Source organism: Pseudomonas cyclaminis (assembly GCF_015163715.1).
Classification (GTDB): Bacteria; Pseudomonadota; Gammaproteobacteria; order Pseudomonadales; family Pseudomonadaceae; genus Aquipseudomonas; species Aquipseudomonas cyclaminis.
On record NZ_JADDUM010000037.1, the window covers coordinates 79,188 to 98,090 of the forward strand.

Annotated in this window: 13 protein-coding genes and 1 pseudogene; 7 read left to right on the top strand and 7 right to left on the bottom strand. The window is 53.9% G+C overall.

The window, feature by feature from the left end:
- Positions 1–102 precede the first annotated feature (102 nt).
- The 5 genes and pseudogenes from pqqF to IQK56_RS06570 all read right to left on the bottom strand — a co-directional run bounded on the left by pqqF (position 103) and on the right by IQK56_RS06570 (position 6,509).
- Positions 103–2,453 (bottom strand): annotated as a pseudogene (gene pqqF, locus IQK56_RS06550) (pyrroloquinoline quinone biosynthesis protein PqqF).
- A gap of 48 nt (positions 2,454–2,501) precedes the next feature.
- Positions 2,502–3,296 (bottom strand): carbon-nitrogen hydrolase family protein, encoded by a 795-nt coding sequence (locus IQK56_RS06555; protein ID WP_122309715.1) that lies wholly within the window; start codon positions 3,294–3,296, stop codon positions 2,502–2,504.
- 11 nt (positions 3,297–3,307) lie between these two features.
- Positions 3,308–5,011 (bottom strand): flavin monoamine oxidase family protein, encoded by a 1,704-nt coding sequence (locus tag IQK56_RS06560; protein WP_150760200.1) that lies wholly within the window; start codon positions 5,009–5,011, stop codon positions 3,308–3,310.
- 145 nt (positions 5,012–5,156) lie between these two features.
- On the bottom strand, positions 5,157–5,603 hold the full coding sequence (locus IQK56_RS06565) for an Lrp/AsnC family transcriptional regulator (RefSeq protein WP_048722099.1): 447 nt from the start codon (positions 5,601–5,603) through the stop codon (positions 5,157–5,159).
- A 36-nt stretch (positions 5,604–5,639) separates the two neighbouring features.
- Positions 5,640–6,509, bottom strand: coding sequence for a LysR family transcriptional regulator (locus tag IQK56_RS06570; protein WP_122308079.1), 870 nt, complete (start codon positions 6,507–6,509; stop codon positions 5,640–5,642).
- 112 nt (positions 6,510–6,621) lie between these two features.
- On the opposite strand from IQK56_RS06570, the gene IQK56_RS06575 reads away from it, so the two are divergent.
- Together IQK56_RS06575 and IQK56_RS06580 are read left to right on the top strand one after the other, a co-directional pair.
- Positions 6,622–7,047 carry a VOC family protein gene (locus IQK56_RS06575; RefSeq protein WP_193862887.1) on the top strand — a complete coding sequence of 142 codons (426 nt, stop codon included), beginning with the start codon at positions 6,622–6,624 and terminating at the stop codon, positions 7,045–7,047.
- 857 nt (positions 7,048–7,904) lie between these two features.
- Positions 7,905–10,628 (top strand): tetratricopeptide repeat protein, encoded by a 2,724-nt coding sequence (locus tag IQK56_RS06580; protein ID WP_193862889.1) that lies wholly within the window; start codon positions 7,905–7,907, stop codon positions 10,626–10,628.
- A 78-nt stretch (positions 10,629–10,706) separates the two neighbouring features.
- Here IQK56_RS06580 and IQK56_RS06585 read toward each other — a convergent pair whose 3' ends face one another.
- Positions 10,707–12,377 (bottom strand): ATP-dependent helicase, encoded by a 1,671-nt coding sequence (locus IQK56_RS06585; RefSeq protein ID WP_193862891.1) that lies wholly within the window; start codon positions 12,375–12,377, stop codon positions 10,707–10,709.
- Complete coding sequence (locus IQK56_RS06590) at positions 12,374–14,329, bottom strand: ATP-dependent nuclease (protein WP_193862893.1); 1,956 nt, start codon at positions 14,327–14,329, stop codon at positions 12,374–12,376. Before IQK56_RS06590 ends, IQK56_RS06585 begins: the two co-directional genes overlap by 4 nt.
- Before the next feature lie 261 nt (positions 14,330–14,590).
- Here IQK56_RS06590 and IQK56_RS06595 point away from each other — a divergent pair, with 261 nt between their 5' ends.
- The 5 genes from IQK56_RS06595 to IQK56_RS06615 all read left to right on the top strand — a co-directional run bounded on the left by IQK56_RS06595 (position 14,591) and on the right by IQK56_RS06615 (position 18,705).
- Complete coding sequence (locus tag IQK56_RS06595; RefSeq protein WP_193862895.1) at positions 14,591–15,211, top strand: hypothetical protein; 621 nt, start codon at positions 14,591–14,593, stop codon at positions 15,209–15,211.
- The gene (locus tag IQK56_RS06600) at positions 15,204–16,316 is read left to right on the top strand and encodes a helix-turn-helix domain-containing protein (protein ID WP_193862897.1); all 1,113 of its coding nucleotides are present in this window, start codon (positions 15,204–15,206) and stop codon (positions 16,314–16,316) included. The genes IQK56_RS06595 and IQK56_RS06600 overlap by 8 nt, the downstream gene beginning before the upstream one ends.
- 226 nt (positions 16,317–16,542) lie before the next feature.
- On the top strand, positions 16,543–17,337 hold the full coding sequence (locus IQK56_RS06605; RefSeq protein ID WP_193862903.1) for a MarR family transcriptional regulator: 795 nt from the start codon (positions 16,543–16,545) through the stop codon (positions 17,335–17,337).
- 1 nt (position 17,338) lies between these two features.
- Complete coding sequence (locus IQK56_RS06610; protein ID WP_193862899.1) at positions 17,339–18,037, top strand: hypothetical protein; 699 nt, start codon at positions 17,339–17,341, stop codon at positions 18,035–18,037.
- Positions 18,034–18,705, top strand: coding sequence for a PP2C family protein-serine/threonine phosphatase (locus IQK56_RS06615; RefSeq protein WP_193862901.1), 672 nt, complete (start codon positions 18,034–18,036; stop codon positions 18,703–18,705). The genes IQK56_RS06610 and IQK56_RS06615 overlap by 4 nt, the downstream gene beginning before the upstream one ends.
- Positions 18,706–18,903: the final 198 nt, after the last annotated feature.

Genomic DNA, 18,903 nt, shown 5'->3' on the forward strand with positions numbered 1-18,903 from the left:
TTCAGATGTGTGTGTAGGAATGTTACGCAATTCTGATCAAGTTAGCGCTGTCTCGATGGAAAAAGCCTGTTGCAGGGTTGGCAATGATCGACCTGCAGGCATTCAAACGTTCGCGGTGGGGCCGTTGGCTACATAGCGCCAGCCACCTTGGGCGTCGTTCAATTGTTGGGCGGCTCGCAGCACGTCTTCACGGCTACGGCCTTGGATCAACTGCTGAAGGTGGGTGAGATAAGCCGACGGATGGCCGGCCAAGTGTGCATGCCACAGCAGTTCGGCGGCTTGGGCGACCGGCAACGCTTGAGGTGAAAACTGTTGGGCAAGGGCAATATTGTCCAGGTCTTCGCTGCTGCCGACCAACGCCGGCAGTCGGGCCAGGAAGGTGTTCAAGTGTTCAACGATGCCTTCCAGGGACACGCTGGGAGACTGCACGCCAAATAGCAGGCCGGTTTCTCCGTTTATCTGTCGGACACCGCTGAAGACCGCGTAGCCCAACTGCAACTCGACTCGCAGGCGTTGGTAGAACGGTCCTTGGAGCAGGTGTCCCAGCAGTCGCCACGACGCTTCGTCGGCCAGGGATGGGCTCGGTGTCGGGCAAAACAGCAGCAAGGCGGCTTCAGGGGTATCGGTTTTTATCGCATGCCACACGCGTTGACCGCTGAGGGTTTGCAGAGGTGGTTCGAGGTGGGCAGGTTGGCCAGGCAGACGAGCGGCCGCTGCCTTGATCAACACTTGGGTCGCTGCGGGCAAACCCAGGCCCAGGCCATGCCAGCGTGCGGTAGCCCAGGATGCAGGCTGCTCGCTGGTCTCGACATTGCCGTTGGCGCCGCACGAGGGCAACGCCTTGAGCAACGCCCGGATTGGAATCATTGGCGCTGGGGCAATGACAGCTTCTTGCGGCAGGTTCAGGGTTTGCGCCAAGACCTCCAGCACGGCCGGCATGGGCTCGTGCAGTCCGGTCATCTTCACCCGCCAGTCAGTGCCGGTGGTTTCGAAGGACACTTCAACGCCCGCCTGGCGTGCACTCTCGCGCAATGGTTGCAAGGTGCTTTCCAGTGCGGCAGCAACTGGCGCGTCGAACCGCCATTGCAGGTACAGCGCGCCTTCGTCGCTGTCATCCGCCAAGGCCTGGCTGAAGGTCAGCGCCGATACCTCGCGGCGACCCCGCGAGCGGTCCTGGGCAAAGGTGCGCAGGCCCCGGTGGGCGCTGGTTTGGCCGCGGATCAGGCCGGCGCGCTCTTCCTTGACCGGTGGGCGCAGGAACGGGTTGTTCGGGGGAAGTTGCCAAATGTGCTCGGCGGGCGGCAGTTGCAGTGATTCAAGCAGGGCCTTGAGCGCGGCGATATCGTGTTCACACAGATCTTCGCTGTCGTTTCGGGCCAATGCCAATGCGCCCTGGATCTGTTGTTGGCGCGCGTTCAGCAGCGCGATCTCTTCGCGCAGTGGCGTCCAGTCGCTGTGTGAGAAAAAACTCAGCCAGTCGTGCAACAGTGCCTCGATGTGTGTCGCAGGTGTGTCTGCGGTACCGAGCGTGAAGTCGATATCCAGCACGGCTTGTCCGGCGAAGTGATACAGCACGGACGCCCGCAATGCACTGGCCAGTTGTTGTGCTTTCAACTCGGCGAGCAGCCCGCCCGGCGCAGTGGCGTTGAGCCAGGAGCAGAGGAAATCCAGTGCTGCGCGGGGCGCTTCACAGGTGATGACGTGGTGCAGGTGGCCGTCTTCGGTGTGCTGATAACGCCGGGCCGCGCCTTGCATCAAGGCGGGCGGCGCAGCCTGTGGATACTGCGGGCCAGAGATCAGTTGCTCACTGAATTGCTGCGCCATGGTTTCCAGCGTTTGCAACGACTGCGGGCCGGCGAGGCTCAAGGTCATCTGCCCGCTCTGATAGAACTGCGCGTGGAATTCCCGCAACGCTTGCTGAAACGCCTCACGCTCCACCGGCAGGCTTTCGCGATTGCCCGCGTGAAAGCCACGCAACGGATGATCTGCCGCCAAACCTTCAAGCAGCGCCAGTTGTTGCTGAGCCTTGGCGTCCTGGGACCAGGCGACAAACTCTGCGTGCAGCACTTCGCGCTCGCGCAGTTGATCTTCCAGCGCCAGGCGCGGATGGGTGAGCATGTCTGCCAGCCGCTCCAGCCCATCCGTAAAGGTCGAAACCGGCAGCTCGAAGAAGAAGTCCGTGGTGCGTTCGCGGGTGCTGGCATTCACCTGGCCACCGTGGCGTTGTACGTAGGCCATCAGCCCTTCGCCGGTGGGAAAACGCTCGGTGCCAAGAAACAACAAATGCTCAAGGAAATGCGCCAGTCCAGGCCAATCCAGCGGCACATCGTGGCTGCCGGCAGCACCCTTAAGGCTGCGGCGCAACGCTTCAAACGTGGTGCATGGCGCAGGGAAACACGCAGGCCATTGGCCAGGGTCAAATGAACGGGATAAGGGTGGGCCGGGGCAGGCATGGGCACTTCCAGAACGGGGCAAGTGCCTATGCTAACAAACCCGTTGGGTCAGGGCTTGTGCAGCGGGCCGTAAAGCTCGGGGCGACGGTCTTGCAGGTAGTGATTGGCGGCACGGGCGTCGAGGATCGATTGGTGATCCAGCGTGCCGACAATCAAGGCTTCATCCAGCCCCGCCTGGGCGATACGCTGGCCATCCGGCGCGGCGATGCTGCTTTGCCCGCAGTACTGAATCTCGCCTTCTTGCCCGCAATAGTTGGCATAGGCCACATAGCACTGGTTTTCAAAGGCCCGCGCCCGCACGGTGACGTCGGCAACAAAATCGAACGGCACCATGTTGGCGGTGGGCACCAGGATCGCCTCTGCCCCGGCCAGGGCCAGGCGTCGGGTGTTTTCCGGGAACTCCAGGTCGTAGCAGATCAGGAATCCCAGCTTCCAACCGTTGAGCTCCACCAGTGGGAAGTCATCGTCGCCGGCGCTGAACATCGAATGGTCCAGATCCCCGAACAGATGGGTCTTGCGGTAGTTGCACAGGCGCTGGCCGTGGGCGTCGATCAATTGCACGGCGTTGTAGATCTGCCCATCGTCGGCCCGCTCCGGATAACCATACAAAATGGCCAGCCCGGCGCTTTGCGCGATGTCGGCGATGGTCTGGGCAGACTCGCCATCCCGTGCTTCGGCCAAGGCCCCGACGGCTTCTGCGCCGATGTTGTAGCCGGTGAGGAACATCTCCGGCAGCACCAGCACATCGGCGCCGGTCGCTTCGTGTGCAAGCTGGCGCAGGCGCTTGAGGTTGCCCGCCACCTCCAGTGGCAGTGGCGGGCATTGGTACAGGGCGACACGCATGGCGTAACTCCTTACTCGGCCAGGGCGATTGGCCCGATTTCATCGAACACATCACCGGGGCCGGGGTTCTCGGCGTGAGTGCTGCCGCCGAAGTGGGTCATGATGCCCCACACCGCGTTCAGCGAGGTTTGTACGGCGCCTTCCACCCACGCGGGTGTCCAGGAAACGTCGTCGCCCGCGATAAAAATCCCACGCTGTTCGGCGGGCATGTCCTTCTGCATAAAGTGCGCGTACATCCGCTGGTTGTAGCGGTAGTGGCCAGGCAATGCGCCTTTGAAAGCTCCGAGGAAATGCGGATCCGCCTCCCAGGACACGGTGATCGGATCACCAATGATGCGCGCCTTGATATCGACTTTCGGGTAGATCTTGTTCAAGGCATCCAGGGCCAGTTTTACCCGCTTGTCGATGGGCTGCGGAAGCATTTTCAGCGCGTCGCTCATCCACGAGTACGACAGGCAGATCACCCCTGGCTTGTCGTCCCCGTTGTCGAACAGGTAGGTGCCACGGGTCAGGCGATCGGTGAGGGTCATGCTCATCAGGTCGCGGCCGGTTTCCGGATCTTTGTCTTTCCAGAAGGGGCGGTCGACCATCACGAAGGTTTTCGACGATTGCATGTAGCGCGTGCGGTCCAGGGCCATCCACATCTTTTGCGAGAACAGGGTTTCATCGCATTCGATCTGGGTGGTCAGCAGCCAGCTTTGGCAGGTGGTCAGCACGGCGGCGTATTCACGGGTGTCGCCATAGTTGTCGGTCACCGCGAACCGGCCATCTGCGGCGTGGGCAATGCGTTTGACCCCTGCGCGAGGTGCACCGCTGTGCAATGAGCTGAGGCTGGTGCCGGCCGGCCAGTGGGCGCAGCGTTCCGGCACATGGCGCCAGATGCCCATGGGCACTTGGGCCACGCCACCGACCACCAGGTGCTGGTGGTCGTCGCAGTTGGTCATCACCACCCGGAAGATTTCCAGCATCGAGTTGGGGAAATCCGAGTCCCAGCCGCCGGTGCCGAAACCGACTTGGCCAAACACTTCACGGTGATGGAACGACAGCTTGGCGAAGGCCTTGGAGGTGGCGACGAAGTCGTAGAAGGTGCGGTCGTCCCACAGCGGTACCAGCTTATTCCACAGCGCTTTGAGGCGCGGCACGTCGCGGTCGCGAATGGCCTGCTGGATATCGCCGAACTGCGAGCCGGCTTCCAGCGCGTCGGCCCAGGCGTCGGCCACTTCCTGGAACAGGGCAGGCAAGTCAGACAGCTTTTGTGCGTAGTGGGTCTGGCCTTCGAGGTCGATCACGGTACTGCCGGAGGCCGGCGTCAGCGGGTTGGGGAACGGCTTGGTATCCAGGCCCAGCTTATCCACATAGTGGTAGAAGGCGGTGGATGACACAGGAAAGCGCATGCCGCCCAACTCGGCAATGATGCCTTCGGCGCCTTCAAAGGCCTGGGAGCGCAACCGGCCGCCCATCTTCGAGGCTTCGTACACCACGGGTTTGAGGCCCAGCTTCATCAGTTCGTAGGCGGCGACCAGACCGGCGATGCCGGCGCCGACGATTGCAACTTCGGCGCCATGGTTGGCGGCGGGAATACTGCCCAGGCCGGCGGGGTGTTCGATCCAGTCATCAAAGGCAAACGGAAAGTCCGGGCCAAAGATGGTGATGGGTTTTTTACCGTCTGCCGGATGGCGATTGGTCTTGTTGAGGGTGCTGGACGGAATGCTCATGGCTGACCTTACTGACGACTAGGCGGAAGGAACCCGCTGAGTATAGGAAAAGATGGCAGCCAGTTTAGGGAGCGTTGCACTCGTTAATAAGACGCAATGTGTCGTCGAAATGGACTGTTTTCAGTCGAAGTGACGAATGTGATGGTCAGATTGGCTGGCCGCGATCCAATTTGTTACTGAGGATGATCGAGGTGGTGGTCTTTTCCACACCATCGACACTGCCGATCTGGTCCAGCAACTGATCAAGCTGTTCCGGGGAATCCGTGCGCAGCCAAGCCACGTAATCAAACTCGCCGCTCACCGCGCACAACTGCTGCACCTGAGCCATGGCACTCAGCCTGCGCAGCACTTCTTTGCCTGAGCGTGGTTGCACGGTGATGCCCACGTAGGCCTGTAAACCACCGTCTGCCACACGTTGCCCCAGGCGCACGCCGTAACCGGTGATCACCTGGGTTTTTTCCAAGCGTGCGAGGCGCGATGTCACCGTGGTGCGTGCGATGCCCAACTGCCGGGCAAGCATGGCCACGCTTTCGCGGGCGTTGATCTGCAGCGCGGCGATCAACTGGCGGTCGATTTCATCTAGGGCAGGCAAGAGAGGCTCCATTTCGGGCGGCAACAGCCACGCATGTTACAGGCTTGTATCGGCCAGCAGGCAGCGGGCGAACAGCTGCGGGACCGGCAGATGCCGTTGGCTGTAGCGACTGAGCAGGATGATCTCACGGTAAAAAGTCAGACTGCCCAGGGGGATTGTTCTTATTTCAGGCGAACGCTCCAGCCACAGGCCCGCCTGGGGAATCAGCGATACCCCAAGGCCACATTCCACCATCTTGACGATGGCCTCCAGCTCATCCAGTTCCAGTGCGACCTGTACGTCAATTTTCTGCTCGCGCAGGAACCGGCTCACCAGCCGGCCGCCAAACGATGCGCGGTCATAGCGCACATGAGGGTGGCTGCTGAGCAACTGCAAAGGATCATCGCCGGTCATTGTGTGCGGCGCGACCAGCACGAACGGCTCCTTGCGCAGCACCTGCACGTGCAATTCCTTGGGCAGATCGAACGGCGGGCGAATGATGATCGCCGAATCCAACTCGCCGGCATCCACTTGGCTCAACAGCTCCAGGGACACGCCAGGGACCAGCTTGCACTCGACCGTTGGCGCAGCCTGGCGCAAACGCACCAACGCCTGGGGCAGCAAGCCGGTCTGGGCGGTGGTGATGGCACCGACTTTCAACTCGCCCCGGTATTCATTGGTATCCACCGGCACCGCCATGCGGTTGAACGTCTCAATGATTTCCTTGGCCAATGGCAACGCGCGCAAACCCGCCGCATTGAGCATGGCCTGGCGCCCGGTGCGATCGAACAACTGCACCCCCAGCGTCTGCTCCAACTGCCGAATCTGCGCGCTGACCGCCGACTGTGTCAGGCCGATATGCATGCCCGCCGCCGCGAACGTGCCATGGCGGGTGACTGCAATAAAGGTCTTCAATTCACGCAGCATAGGGGTCTCTATTCATCGAAATAATTTGAGCTCGACGCGAAAACTATCGTCTTTTCATCGGCTGGAGCAAGGCTAAACTCCAAGCACTTAATACCCCTAGAGGTTTGACCTGATGACACTTGCGCCTTTCCACCTGGCAATTCCGGTATTCGACCTCGCAGCTGCACGCCACTTCTATGGTGACGTCTTCGGTTTGGAGGAAGGTCGCTCCAGCGAACACTGGGTCGACTTCAACTTCTTCGGCCACCAATTGGTGATCCACGAACACCCGAAAACGGCCTCCCAGGAAGCTGCCCACACCAACGCCGTCGACGGCCATGATGTCCCCGTGCCGCATTTCGGCGTGGTGTTGGGCTGGGAGGACTGGCACGCACTGGCGGAACGCTTGCAGGCGCGGGGGACGACGTTTGTGTTGGAACCGCATATTCGATTCAAGGGACAAGTAGGGGAGCAGGCGACGCTGTTCCTGTTTGACCCTTGCGGCAATGCGCTGGAGTTCAAGGCATTCAGGGATATTGGGCAGTTGTTTGCGAAGTGAGACGGTGGACGTTTTGTGGACAGGCCCGACACCGATACCAGGCCTCCAGAAACGCGAAAGCCGCGCAATGCGCGGCTTTGGAGTTGGTGGGCCCACACGGACTTGAACCGTGGACCAAAGGATTATGAGTTGCTGGGCGAGGTGATATGCCTAGAGAAATCGTTCGTAGGTGAACGTAGGTTGGCATAGCTGGAAGGCCCGTAGTTCGTGGTGTTGAGCGTAAATTGGTGAAGGCTACTCAAGCTGACTACTGTACCGTGGTTGTACTGATTTTGCAGCGTGTGTTTCGTGCTCGATTCCAAGAGACTTCAAAGCGCATTTGGCGAAAGCTAGCTCTTGGTCATGTGTGGATGCTTGAAATTGGGTAGTGTTCGAGCCGTTCCTTCCCGATCCGGCAGGTACCAAGCGAACAGTTACTGTTAACCCTCAGCAAAGACGCATTCGGCCGATTCTGTTGAAAAAGCCGGGCGTGACCGTCGTGACTGAGAAGGGCTCGGCTGAAATTGAAATCTAGACCTAAGGCTGCGGCAGGGATTGCACATTATGGGATGCTGAAAAGGTATTTTCACGGATGATGCCGTTCGTTTGGGGCAATCGACTGTTTAAGCAGGTTTGGCCAGCAGCGGTCATCGCGCATGAGCCTAGGAATCCGAGCGATCCCAATCAGAGCATCACTTGGTTAATAGGACTGGATACACGCTAAGATACGACACGCTCTGTCTCGAATTGAAGCGCCTGCGTGTTTGTACATAACAAAATTTTTGTAAAATTTTAGATTTTAATTGGAATTTATTAGAGTGTATGTGATTTTAACGACGATGTGATTTTTTAGAATTTAATGACTAAAGGAACGCGCCATGACAGGACGCAACTATGCTACAAGGATGTCGTGTTTTTCACTAATTTCTTCCATAGAAACCGACCTAAGAAATGTGTTGGCACTTCAGTCGTATGACGATTATTTGAAAGTCCTGCCTGAAGACGTTGCCATAACTGCTAAAGCAAGGTATTTAGACCATAAAAAAGAAGTATTTTCCAAAGAGACGGATTTGTCTGAGCTCTTAGACTTTATTGATTTTTATGATCTCAGTAAAATTCTGAATAAAATCGCAAAAACCCAAACTGCTTTTTCTGAGAGCGAGTTGAAGGACATAACTGCAGGGCTAGAAAAGCTATCTAAATGTAGGAATAGAGTTTGTCATTCAAGGCCGCTTGAACCTACCGACTTTGTGAGCCTCCTTGACTTTACTCAAGAACTGATCGATACGGGAGATAGGCTTGACTGGAAAAATATCAATGAAGCAATTAGGAATCTAAATAATCCTGCGTTTGCACTTTCTTTATCAATTCCCGATTTTTGGAAGCCCAGCAAAAAAGCTATATATAATAACCTTCCTCTTCCCGAGTTTGATGATACAGGTTTTATGGGGCGAGATAATGACAGAAAATCGATAAATAAATTACTTGGCTCAAACACTTCTGTGATATCCATTGTTGGTGAGGGCGGAATTGGTAAGACTGCGTTAGCGCAAAGATGTCTCTATGATATTCTTGAGCTGTGTGAAGATGAAAAGAATGACTCTTCTTTATATGATATTATTATTTGGGTTACACTTAAGACTAATCGGCTAACTATTGGTGGTGTAGAGCAGATTCAAAATGCGATCAGTTCGAGTTCAGGGCTTTTTCATAATATTTCTGCTGTGTTAGGTGGGGGCGATCCGGGTGAGCACGGCGATCTAACAAGCTCACTAAATGAAATATCTGAATACATGTCGGAATTCAAAATCCTTCTTTGTATTGATAACTTAGAGACAATCAGTTCATCTGAGATTAGAGATTTTCTAGCGAATATCCCCCACCATTCAAGAGTTTTGATCACTACACGCATAGGTTTGGGGGAAATAGAATATAGATATAAGCTCGACAAACTGGATGATAAGCCGTCAATTGATCTTATGCGAAATATGTCGCGACTGTTGAATTTGGATAGTATTTCAAAGAAAAAATCAGAGCAGCTAAAGCATTTATGTAAACGGCTCCACAATAATCCGCTATTGATAAAGTGGTATGTTTTAGCCGTTGCGGCCGGGAGCAGTCCAGCCGACTTGATAAATAAGGAGGGTCTGAGCTTTAAAGATGCGCTGCGCTTTTGCTTTGAGAATCTTTACGACAAGCTTGGGAGCGTCGAGACTCGAGTAATTTCTATTATTGCGTGCTTGCGAAAACCTGTTTCTGCAGTAGAACTCAGATTTTTTCTAGATGGTGAGACTGAGGTTAAAATTGAAGAGGCACTCCATCAACTACATAATTCAAGTATGCTTGAGTCCGGTGTAGATGCAAAAGATGGAGAAGGTAGGCTCTATTCTTTGACTGGTGTAGCTGAAGAGTACATGAGTAGCATTCGGCCGGTGTCTGAAGAAACATATCAAATGGTTAAATCGAAAAGAAAGGAGCTGCAGAATATTCTTGACTCGACAAATATAATGCAGCATCACTATAATTACGACTTGAATACGATCTCCTGGTCAACAAGAGATGAAAAAATTTGTGCCATCTATTTAAAAAAAGCATTGTCGGAAGCAAAAAATCAGAAATTTAAGGAAGCCGAAGAGCTTATATTTCAAGCTAAAAATATAATGCCAGAGTTCTCTGAGTGCTACAGGGTTCACGGATATATCCTCAAGGATTCATCGCCATACAAAGCAGAAGTGGAACTTGAGAAAGCTATCGCCTTTAATCCGGACTCAGCAATAGCGCGCTACGCATATGCCCAGTTTCTAATTAGCGAAGAAGACTTTCCTCGCGCCCGAACACATATTGACAGAGCATTGCAGGTTGACAGTAAAGATATCGCGCTGCGCACCTGCAAGGCATGGATTTTAACATTGAGCGGAGATTACAAGTCGGCGGCTGTGTTGTATGAAGAGTTAATTCCTGAGCAAAATACACGGCATAGAAAGTTTCGAATTAGTACTTATGATCAGGCTTCAAACTGTTATCGGCGTATGACATCTCAATCCTTTAGAGATAATGATTACTCAGCAGCAAAACTTAGTATTTGTAGGCGGGTTAGTATATTGTCACATGCAATTGAAAGTGGCGATTTCGACCACGGCACTGTAAAAAGATTGTGCCAGACTCTAGTGGATGCAGAGGCCTATTATGTGCAAGTTAATGATGCATCTATATCTATAGAAATTCTCGGATTGATAGATTCTACATTTGCTAAATTCTCTGCTAAATCCCTGCAAGCCTTGCAAATCGGTCTTGATATGTATATACAAAACTGTACATCACAAAATTTGTTCAAGGCTAACGATCTTTTACAGCGTGCTGCGCCAGTAGCACCAGTTTCAGCCGGGGTACGAAACTCTGGAAAAGTTCATAAGGTCGTCCACTCAGCTACTGGTGTTAACTACGGTTTTATTAGAAGCGTACAAGGTGAGAGTCTGTTTTTTCCGCGCAAAGAATTAACTCCTCGCAATATGCTTGATGAGACGTATTTGGATGTTGAAGTGACTTTCATCGAAGAAACCAACGAAAAAGGCAGATGCGCACGAGATATTACTAAGTCTTGATGTGATACACCCGAGTAGCAGGGCTGCTCGGGTCCGTTCAAAGCTGAGTAACAACGCGATGCTCGAGAATGGCCGATTTTATAGAATGTCATTCTGCCATTTCGAGACATGATTTATAAACTCAGCATGAGGGCTTCGCCTGAAACGCCAACTACTAATGTTGCTCAGGTTATCCCTAGTCTGAGCTGTGGTTAACACCAGTCGTCTTTTGGCTCGTGACACTCCGACGAAAAACGTACAGCGGGTCTCATGACTGTCATTGCCCCAATAGGCTTGGTCTTCCACACCAAGCATGATCACAGAGTCAAACTCCAGGCCCTTGCTCTTGTGAACCGTGAGGATACGGATCGACTGATCATCTGACAGTTGGGACAAGGCCTGAACCAAGTCAGGCTCCTGCTCTAACGTGGCATCAATATGCTTTTTAATATCTCGGATGACTTCCTTCAGTCGGTCCCTCGACTCGTAGTCGTTGGAAAGGCCCGTGAGTAAACTCACCCCAACCATCGACAGGAACTCCTTCAAAAGACTCCACCGCTGGGCATAGCATCTCTTTGCCAAATCCTCGGCAGCAGACTTGCGAGCCTCTTTGATGAATCTGTTCCAGTCGGTGCGCATGGCACCGCCCTGCTCGTCATCGTCGGATGGAATGATCCGACGCATTAACCTCGTCCACGCCCGGGGCTCTCGCGAACCGTAAAGGCATAGCAAATAGTCCACAATCACCATTGCCATAGGCTCGGTGGCTAGGTCCTGTATCTGGTTCTCATTACGGTGTGATATGCCCATCGCGTCGAGCGCCACAGCCAACCGGGTGGTATAGGCCTCAGGTTGGCTTCTCACGAGAACCGCGATCTCAGAAGGAACAAGGCCCTCCACGTTGATCCAGATGTTGATTTGTGCTGCCAGGCTATCGGCTTCTTCCGTGCAGTTGTCGAAAGCTTGGGCATGGATTTCCCCGCCTTCTCCTTCAAGCAGGCTTTCTGGCATTTCAGAGCCTGGATCGAGGACTTTGACTATCTCGTTTTGCAACCGTAGAAGCCGCGGCAGCGAACGAAAATTGCGGTAAATATTGAGATGAGTTGCAGCGAAGTCACTTTCAAATTTGCCGAAAACGCCGTCAAGCGCACCCGCCCACCCCATAATTTTCTGCTTTACATCACCAACGGCAGTGATGCGACGCTTTGTGCCTACGAAAATTTTGCTGACCAATGCGTACTGCTCGTCCGTGCAGTCCTGGAACTCATCGAGAAACACGTCACTGTAGGTCTGCCTGAGGGCATTCACAGCCATCGGATAAGCATCGAGGATCTTGATGGCCAGTGGAATAAGAAGACCGAACTCGGTCTGAACAGGATGGGCCTTTCCTTTGGGCACCACTTGGAATCCGGCATCCAGCGCGTCATCACCAGTGAGAACCGGTCGAAAGCGCTCAATGATCCGTTTAGCGAAACCGTGAAACGTGTAGCTATCGAACCGATTGGCGTACCCAGCCCCACATCGCCGCCAGACTCGCTCTTTCAAGTTGTTGCTCGCGTCGACCTTGAAGGCGATGGCCAAAATTCTCTTCGGGTAGCGGCACATTCCCGTCGTCAGCAGAAAATCAGCCCGCTGTGCAAGCAACTCGGATTTTCCTGAGCCTGGGCCAGCAGTGAGCGCAACGCATCGCTTGACCTCCCTCACCGCAGTTTCGGCATTTGGCTCAAGCACTATGCCTTCAGAGGGCGTCCAATCTTCGATCAGGATCATTCCTGGAGCGCCTCGACTTTGGCTATTACGAAATCTGCCAGGCGCTCCAAGGATGCAGGCATAGATTCCTTCAGCTGCTGATCGGTCAGCTGCGAGAGCGCTTCAATATGCGACTTGGGTTTGCTATCGAGTTTGAAAAGCTTGTGATACGCAATGAAGTGCTTACGCTCAGTCAGTGAGTACTGCTTGGCGTCAAAATGGCTATCACCCAGCACGGACTTGACCTGGGCAAGTTTCGGGGGGAGCCGCTTATCGGCCGTCAAACCGTAAGCCTCAGGGAAAGCTTTGAGCATCGAAAAATCGAGGTCCATTGGTGCCGAAAAAAACACCCCCATCGGCTCAAGGTCACCAATGTAAGATCTGTATTTAGGGTCTTTTTCTACCTTCAGAATCTTATGAGTGGCATTGTTCCATTTTGGTAGCGTTGCCAACTGATCCTCCGGCAAGTAAAGCTCATTAGGCCGGTGCTCCTTGAGCTCAGTAGCGACATACTTGATCCTCCCCCAACCTCCACCAAACCGTGCCACGTCAAGATCAAGAAGAGTAACGTAAGGGATTTCCAAGCCACTGAGAAGTCGCCAAAAGTGGTTGATATGACGGCCGCCTAACGGCGCAATCGAAATAGCTGCTTCATCTACCAGTAACCCTTTTGCCGCGAGCAAGCGAGGCAGCACGATCTCCTCGCTGTCACCTTCCCCTAATATCACCAAGCGTGAGAAGTACACTTCAGGGTAGGCCTGGATAGCCTCTCTTACGAACTTGTACGCCTCGCCTTTTTTGTTGGGCGGCATTTTGATTTTGGTCACTACCGTGCTCCGCGTTTCATCCAGCCGCAGGTACCTGATCGCAGACGGCTCGACACGTCGCAACATCGACGGGGCATGGGTGGCAATCAACGCTTGCGAGTCAGCGAATCCTGGGCTGCCCACTAATGTTTTTAACGAGGAAACTATCCGACCCAGATAGTGGGGAGATAAGCTGTTTTCGGGCTCCTCCAGGGCTACAATCGTGAAGACCGCCGGTCTCAGCTTATCTGAGTCGAAGGACTCATCATCGCCATTGAGCACTGCTCGTCCTATAGCCTGCGATGACAAAACCAATGACAGATACAGCATCGATTTCTGACCATCGCTAAGCCTTGAAAAATCGACCATCTGCTCACCGTGGCCTGGTGAGAAAGATACGGACAGATGTCGGAGCAGTGACTCAATTTCGTTGGCAATGAACGTCACACTTGGGCTCGCGAAGAACTGCCCTTTATGGAGCTCCTTCCAAGTCTTGGACAGCCCTGCACTGAGATTCAGAACCGACTCGTTGTCGGTTAGGCTTTCCGATATGTCCGTGGTCAACTGCTTAATAGTATCGCGCTGAGCTGACCAGTTAACCGCTCGCAGCAGGCGACCAAGCAATGCGTTCGCACCATACGCGATATGGTCTGCCGGATCACGACGAGCCGGAAGGTAGTGCACTTGGATAAAGTTCCGCTCATCCCGAGGCACAGGGACGGTATCGACTGGATCACCTTCTTCATCGACATCCAGGACGTAGCGAAGACTTTGCTCGATCTCATCATCAACGCCGATCGAAGCATCTAGCCGATACCTTACGCGAGGCACCCCGTCTGGATCATCCAGTCGCATGTGCCCAAAGTGACAAGGGATGGTCGGATGCTCACCCGCGTCGTCATCCAACTCTGGGAATGTAAACTCAGCCTCGATCCACAGAGTTCTTTCGTCAGGTGCCTGCTCCTCGTCGTGAGGGACGGAGAAATCGGATTTACGCAGTCGCCGTTGATTGGGATCGAAAGAAAAAAGCCGACAGAGCGCCTGTAGTGTCGCGGTCTTCCCCGAGCCATTCGGGCCAATAAGGAATGTGAGATTTTCGAGATCTATGGTGACCGGCTCTGCCCCGAAGGATTGGAAGCCGCAGATGCGGACGTGCTGAAGTTTCAACTTAGAATCCTTTCTTGGCTTTTTATTTATCTGCGACCCGCGTGGGCTTACCCAAAGCGCTGCATGTTCGCTTGCCGGGCAGACCCATCGTAGCTAAGCAATTGACCATGTGGTAGCAGGGTGATGGCAGTCCTGCGGCAGGGCTCAAAAGCTTCTTTAACATCGACGTTCATTAAAGCAGTAGGTTGACAAAACTTATTATCTGCACAAAAATATTGGTTGACAGTATCTATATTTTGCACGATTTCATGGAGAGGCCACATGCCCCCGATCCAGCACCCGAGTGAGCTAGAACCGAAACTGAAGCAGGAATACATTGAGCTAGTCTGCAATAACGTTCTGGAGGCGGCTTACCGTGCGTTGGAGGTCACCTCTACAGAAGATGACACCAACTGGACGATGGGAACACTCCCGTATGGCCGCGTCCATGGTCGATTCAAACGTTTACATCGCGACCCAACTCTTCCATGGCTGTTGCTTACCAATCGCACCATGGACTTCACGCTTAGCGTGAACGGCGTGCTCATGCAGGTGGTGATGGACGATCCCGAGGTCAGGAAGAAAGGCTACCGACTTCAGTCCAATCGCGTTGAACTCTACCAAGCTAGCCTACTCGGCCCCGCGATCGACAAAAACATTACCTGGCGTTTGTATGTAGATAGCGACGGCAACTTCGACGGACCCAAGCTAACGGCTTCGATTCTGGGGTTCGATACCAACCGCAGTCTCGTCTGTAAGTGGGTGCATGATTACGTGCCTCTGTTTGCTCCTCGTACCACCGAGCTTCCACAAGAGGTGGAGATCGAGGAACCATTAGTCGCTCGTCGGGACAAAGATGCCGACCAGAACGCATCACGAGATGCTGATCCAATAAATGAATGACAGAACAGGTTTTTTGCCTTTTGGCGACGAATTTTCGCCCGACAAACTCCGCCTCGCGCGATGCGCGGCGGGGCGCTCGCTCGCTGATATCGGAGAACTCCTGGGCGTTACTCGGCAATACGCGCATAAGCTGGAAGTTAATGCGATACCTTCGAGCACCCAACTCGCCCAGCTATCTGAGGCCTTGGGCGTGCGCGAGAGCTTTTTCTTTACGCCACGACGCGGTTCGGTGGAGTTGGAACAATGCCATTTTCGAAGCGTGCGATCTTCTTCGCAGACGCTAAAAAAGACCATTGCAGCTCAGGTCGAGATGTTTGAGCTTTTGATCGACGAGTTGGATAAGGAGGTTGCTTTTCCTGCACTGAGTTTCAGCATGCTTGAAGAGCCGGTATCCGGTGTCAGCAAAATCGAACAGGTAGCTGAAAAATTTCGACGTGAACAGGGCCTGGGAGTCGGTCCCTTGTCCAGCGTGACAAAGCTGGCAGAGAAGGTTGGAGTATTGGTCGTTAACCTAGCGGAAGCCGATGACAAGGTCGATGCGTTTTCGTTATCCAACAAACGGCCGTTGATCGTCAGGAACACCGCCAAGGTCAATCCATGCCGGCAACGTTTCGACCTTGCTCATGAGATGGGCCATTTGGTCATGCATCAAGGTATTGAGACCGGCTGCCGCCTCACTGAGGATCAGGCTAACCAGTTTGCCAGTGCCTTGTTGATGCCCCGGGTAAGCTTTGCATCAGAATTTCCTCCGATGCGAGGCAAGTACCTTAATTGGCCAGCGCTCAAGGATATGAAGCTTCGTTGGAAGGTAAGCTTCAAGGCGCTTATCTTTAGGGCTCACACCCTTGATCTGCTCACAGCCGAGCAGGCTAAATCCGGCTTCACCTACCTCAATCGCAAGGGCTTCACGAAGCATGAGGAGTTTGACGAGTTGATCCCACTGGAGTCGCCCATGCTTGTACAGAGAGCGGTCAATTTGCTGGACTATAGTACTTGGAGGCGGGTGCTGACGGCTGCCGGGCTTACGGCGGAGATGGTGACCAGGCAGTACATGCTGGACGTGCCGTCATCCCCTTTGCGATTGGTCGAGGTCAACGTAGGTTAGGGCTGCTCTTTGCGTTGAGGGTTAAACGCCAGAGATTGGCCCGCTGAATTGAGTTCAAGGAAATCGCGCAGGCACTGATGAGTCCTTCCAGTCGCGCGTAGACTGCTTTTTGCCAGCGTCGCCTAGGAGACTCTTCTTTCCTGCTCATAGCGAAATCCCAGATTAAATCTCGAAAGGTCTTGACGGCTTAATATTTCCAATGAGACAAGTGTCCACGTTTTATGGAATGTGGACACTTGAGGTTTTTGGCTTTATGAAGAGTCAAGATATTTTGCTTCTGTTCAAGATGGCCAGTCTGCACGCCCAAGAAGAAAATCTTTATGGGGTGATGGAATCTGAGTCGAATTCGAACACGGTTGAGGGTTTGTTAAAGCCGCAGCAGATACATCGAATGACGGCAGGGGGGCGAGTGGGGCAGCCGCTAGTCACCTACCCCGCTGATGGTGAAGAAACTGTATTCCACCGCCAGGAGTTCGACTCGCCCTTGGGCGACGAGGATGGGTGGGAAGGTTGGTTGGACCCCGTACCTTCTCCGCCGCTGGCGAGCTGGAGTGAAGGCTACTCGTTGCGTGCGCTGTCCGCGTCTCTTGGGCTAAGCAAAAGCGAGGTTTCAAACTCCATAGCTAGGTGTCGCGAGTCTGGAATGCTCACCAATGATTACGACACCGGGCTTCCGAAAGTTAATCGGCGAGAGCTGCTGAAAATCACCGAGCACGCTCTGAAATACTTTTTCCCGGTGAAGCCGGGCGCAATGGTTCGCGGTATTCCAACGGGCTTCGCAGCGCCAGCGCTCTCCAAAAGCATCAAGAGCGCTGGCGGGCTGATTCCGGTTTGGCCTGATGCCCTCGGAACTGAGCGTGGTCAGGCGATAGAGCCGCTCTACAAGACGGTGCCGGAAGCGGTAAAGAAGGACAGAACTCTTTATCATTATCTTGCGCTTGCTGATGCGATCCGTCTTGGCGGCCCGCGAGAGTGTGGTGTGGCAGTTAACATTCTAAAGGCAGGGATGGGTCTGAAATAACATGTCATCAAACGCTGATCACAACTATGAGCTCATAGAATTTGTTGCAGACGGCTTGGGGGAGGCTTTTCTCGCTGAGGTTGCCTTTGTCGGTGGTTGCACCACGGCCATGCTGGTGACTGATGCTGCTGTGCTGGACGACATTCGTTTCACCGATGATGTTGACCTGGTGATCGAGCTAGCAGGCATTAGCGCTTGGCAACACCTCACAGAACGCCTGGCGGCTAAGAACTTCAAGATCACAGGTGAAGATGAGGTCAACTGTCGTTTCCGCTTCAACGACGTCGTCGTCGACGTGATGCCTTCTGACCCCGCTGTTCTCGGATATGCCAACCGTTGGTTCGTGGAGGGGCTGGCGAGGGCTGATAAATTTACGTTGCCCAGCGGTATCGTAATCCAGATATTTAAACCGACCTACTTTCTTGCGACGAAACTAGAGGCCTTTAGCGGCCGCGGTGAGGGCGACCCCTACCACAAGGACGTCGAAGACATCATCATCTTGATTGATGGTCGTACAGAGCTTTTGGAGGAAGTTCGTCAAGCAGAGTCTGAGCTCAAGGAATTCATCACTGCTGGAATTCGAGACCTCACGGCGCTCAGTGGTATCGACTACGTGATTGAAAGTTCGGGCTCGGTGCAGGCTAATCCGGGTAGAGGCCGAATCATCCACATGCGCATGAAGGACCTGGGCAACGCATGAGATACGACACCAGATCAGTAATAGGAAGTACCAGGAAAGCCAATCATGACCGTGCTGGAGCTCTCTGCGATGGCGAAAGAGGGCTGTTCGTTATCACGGACGGTACGTCGAAGACCGGCAGTGGCCAACTGGCTGAACACTTCGTAAAAGGTGTTTTAGCGGCCTACCAGAAACACTTAGATCAGGGGGGCGATATTACTGAGCATGGTGCAGTGGAGCAGGTACTTTGTTCAGTGCTGAACGAGCTTCACCCCACTTTGTTTGCGGACCAGACAGGGACGACGTGTTACCTGGTCGGTGTCGTTGCTCATGGGAAGCTCACGCTTGCGTATGAGGGTGACTGTTCGTGTGGAGTGGTGACACCGGCAGGCACGATCGAGTGGATTACGCCGCCCCACTGCAAGGCCAATTGGAGGCGCGACCGCTCACACCGTGAGCTGGCGCAAGATCCGGCTCGAAACTGGATAACCCGATGCTTGAAGGCTAATCGTGCCCCGGACCCTGACTTTGTTTTTCATCAATTGGCCGTCGGTGAACGACTGGTGTTCGTAACCGATGGCTTCTGGGCGGAGTTAACGGAATCGCAGCAAAGCAGCTTGCTGGTAGCACCAGATAGCGACTTTATTGCTGTTGAAGATGACGTTACGTGGATTGACGTTCAGCTCTAACCCTAGAGGCGCAGAAAACAGACATGAACGTTCTCTCAACGGGCAGGCTACTGCTAGCAATTTTATCTCTGCACAGTCCCGAAAGGTAAGGCAAGAGCATTGAAGAAGTCGCACATAGATAAATTGAGCTTGGCGATTGCAGTCTGTGCGTTGGGACTTTCGCTATGGCAGGGGTATCGTATGCGTCCGGCCAACACA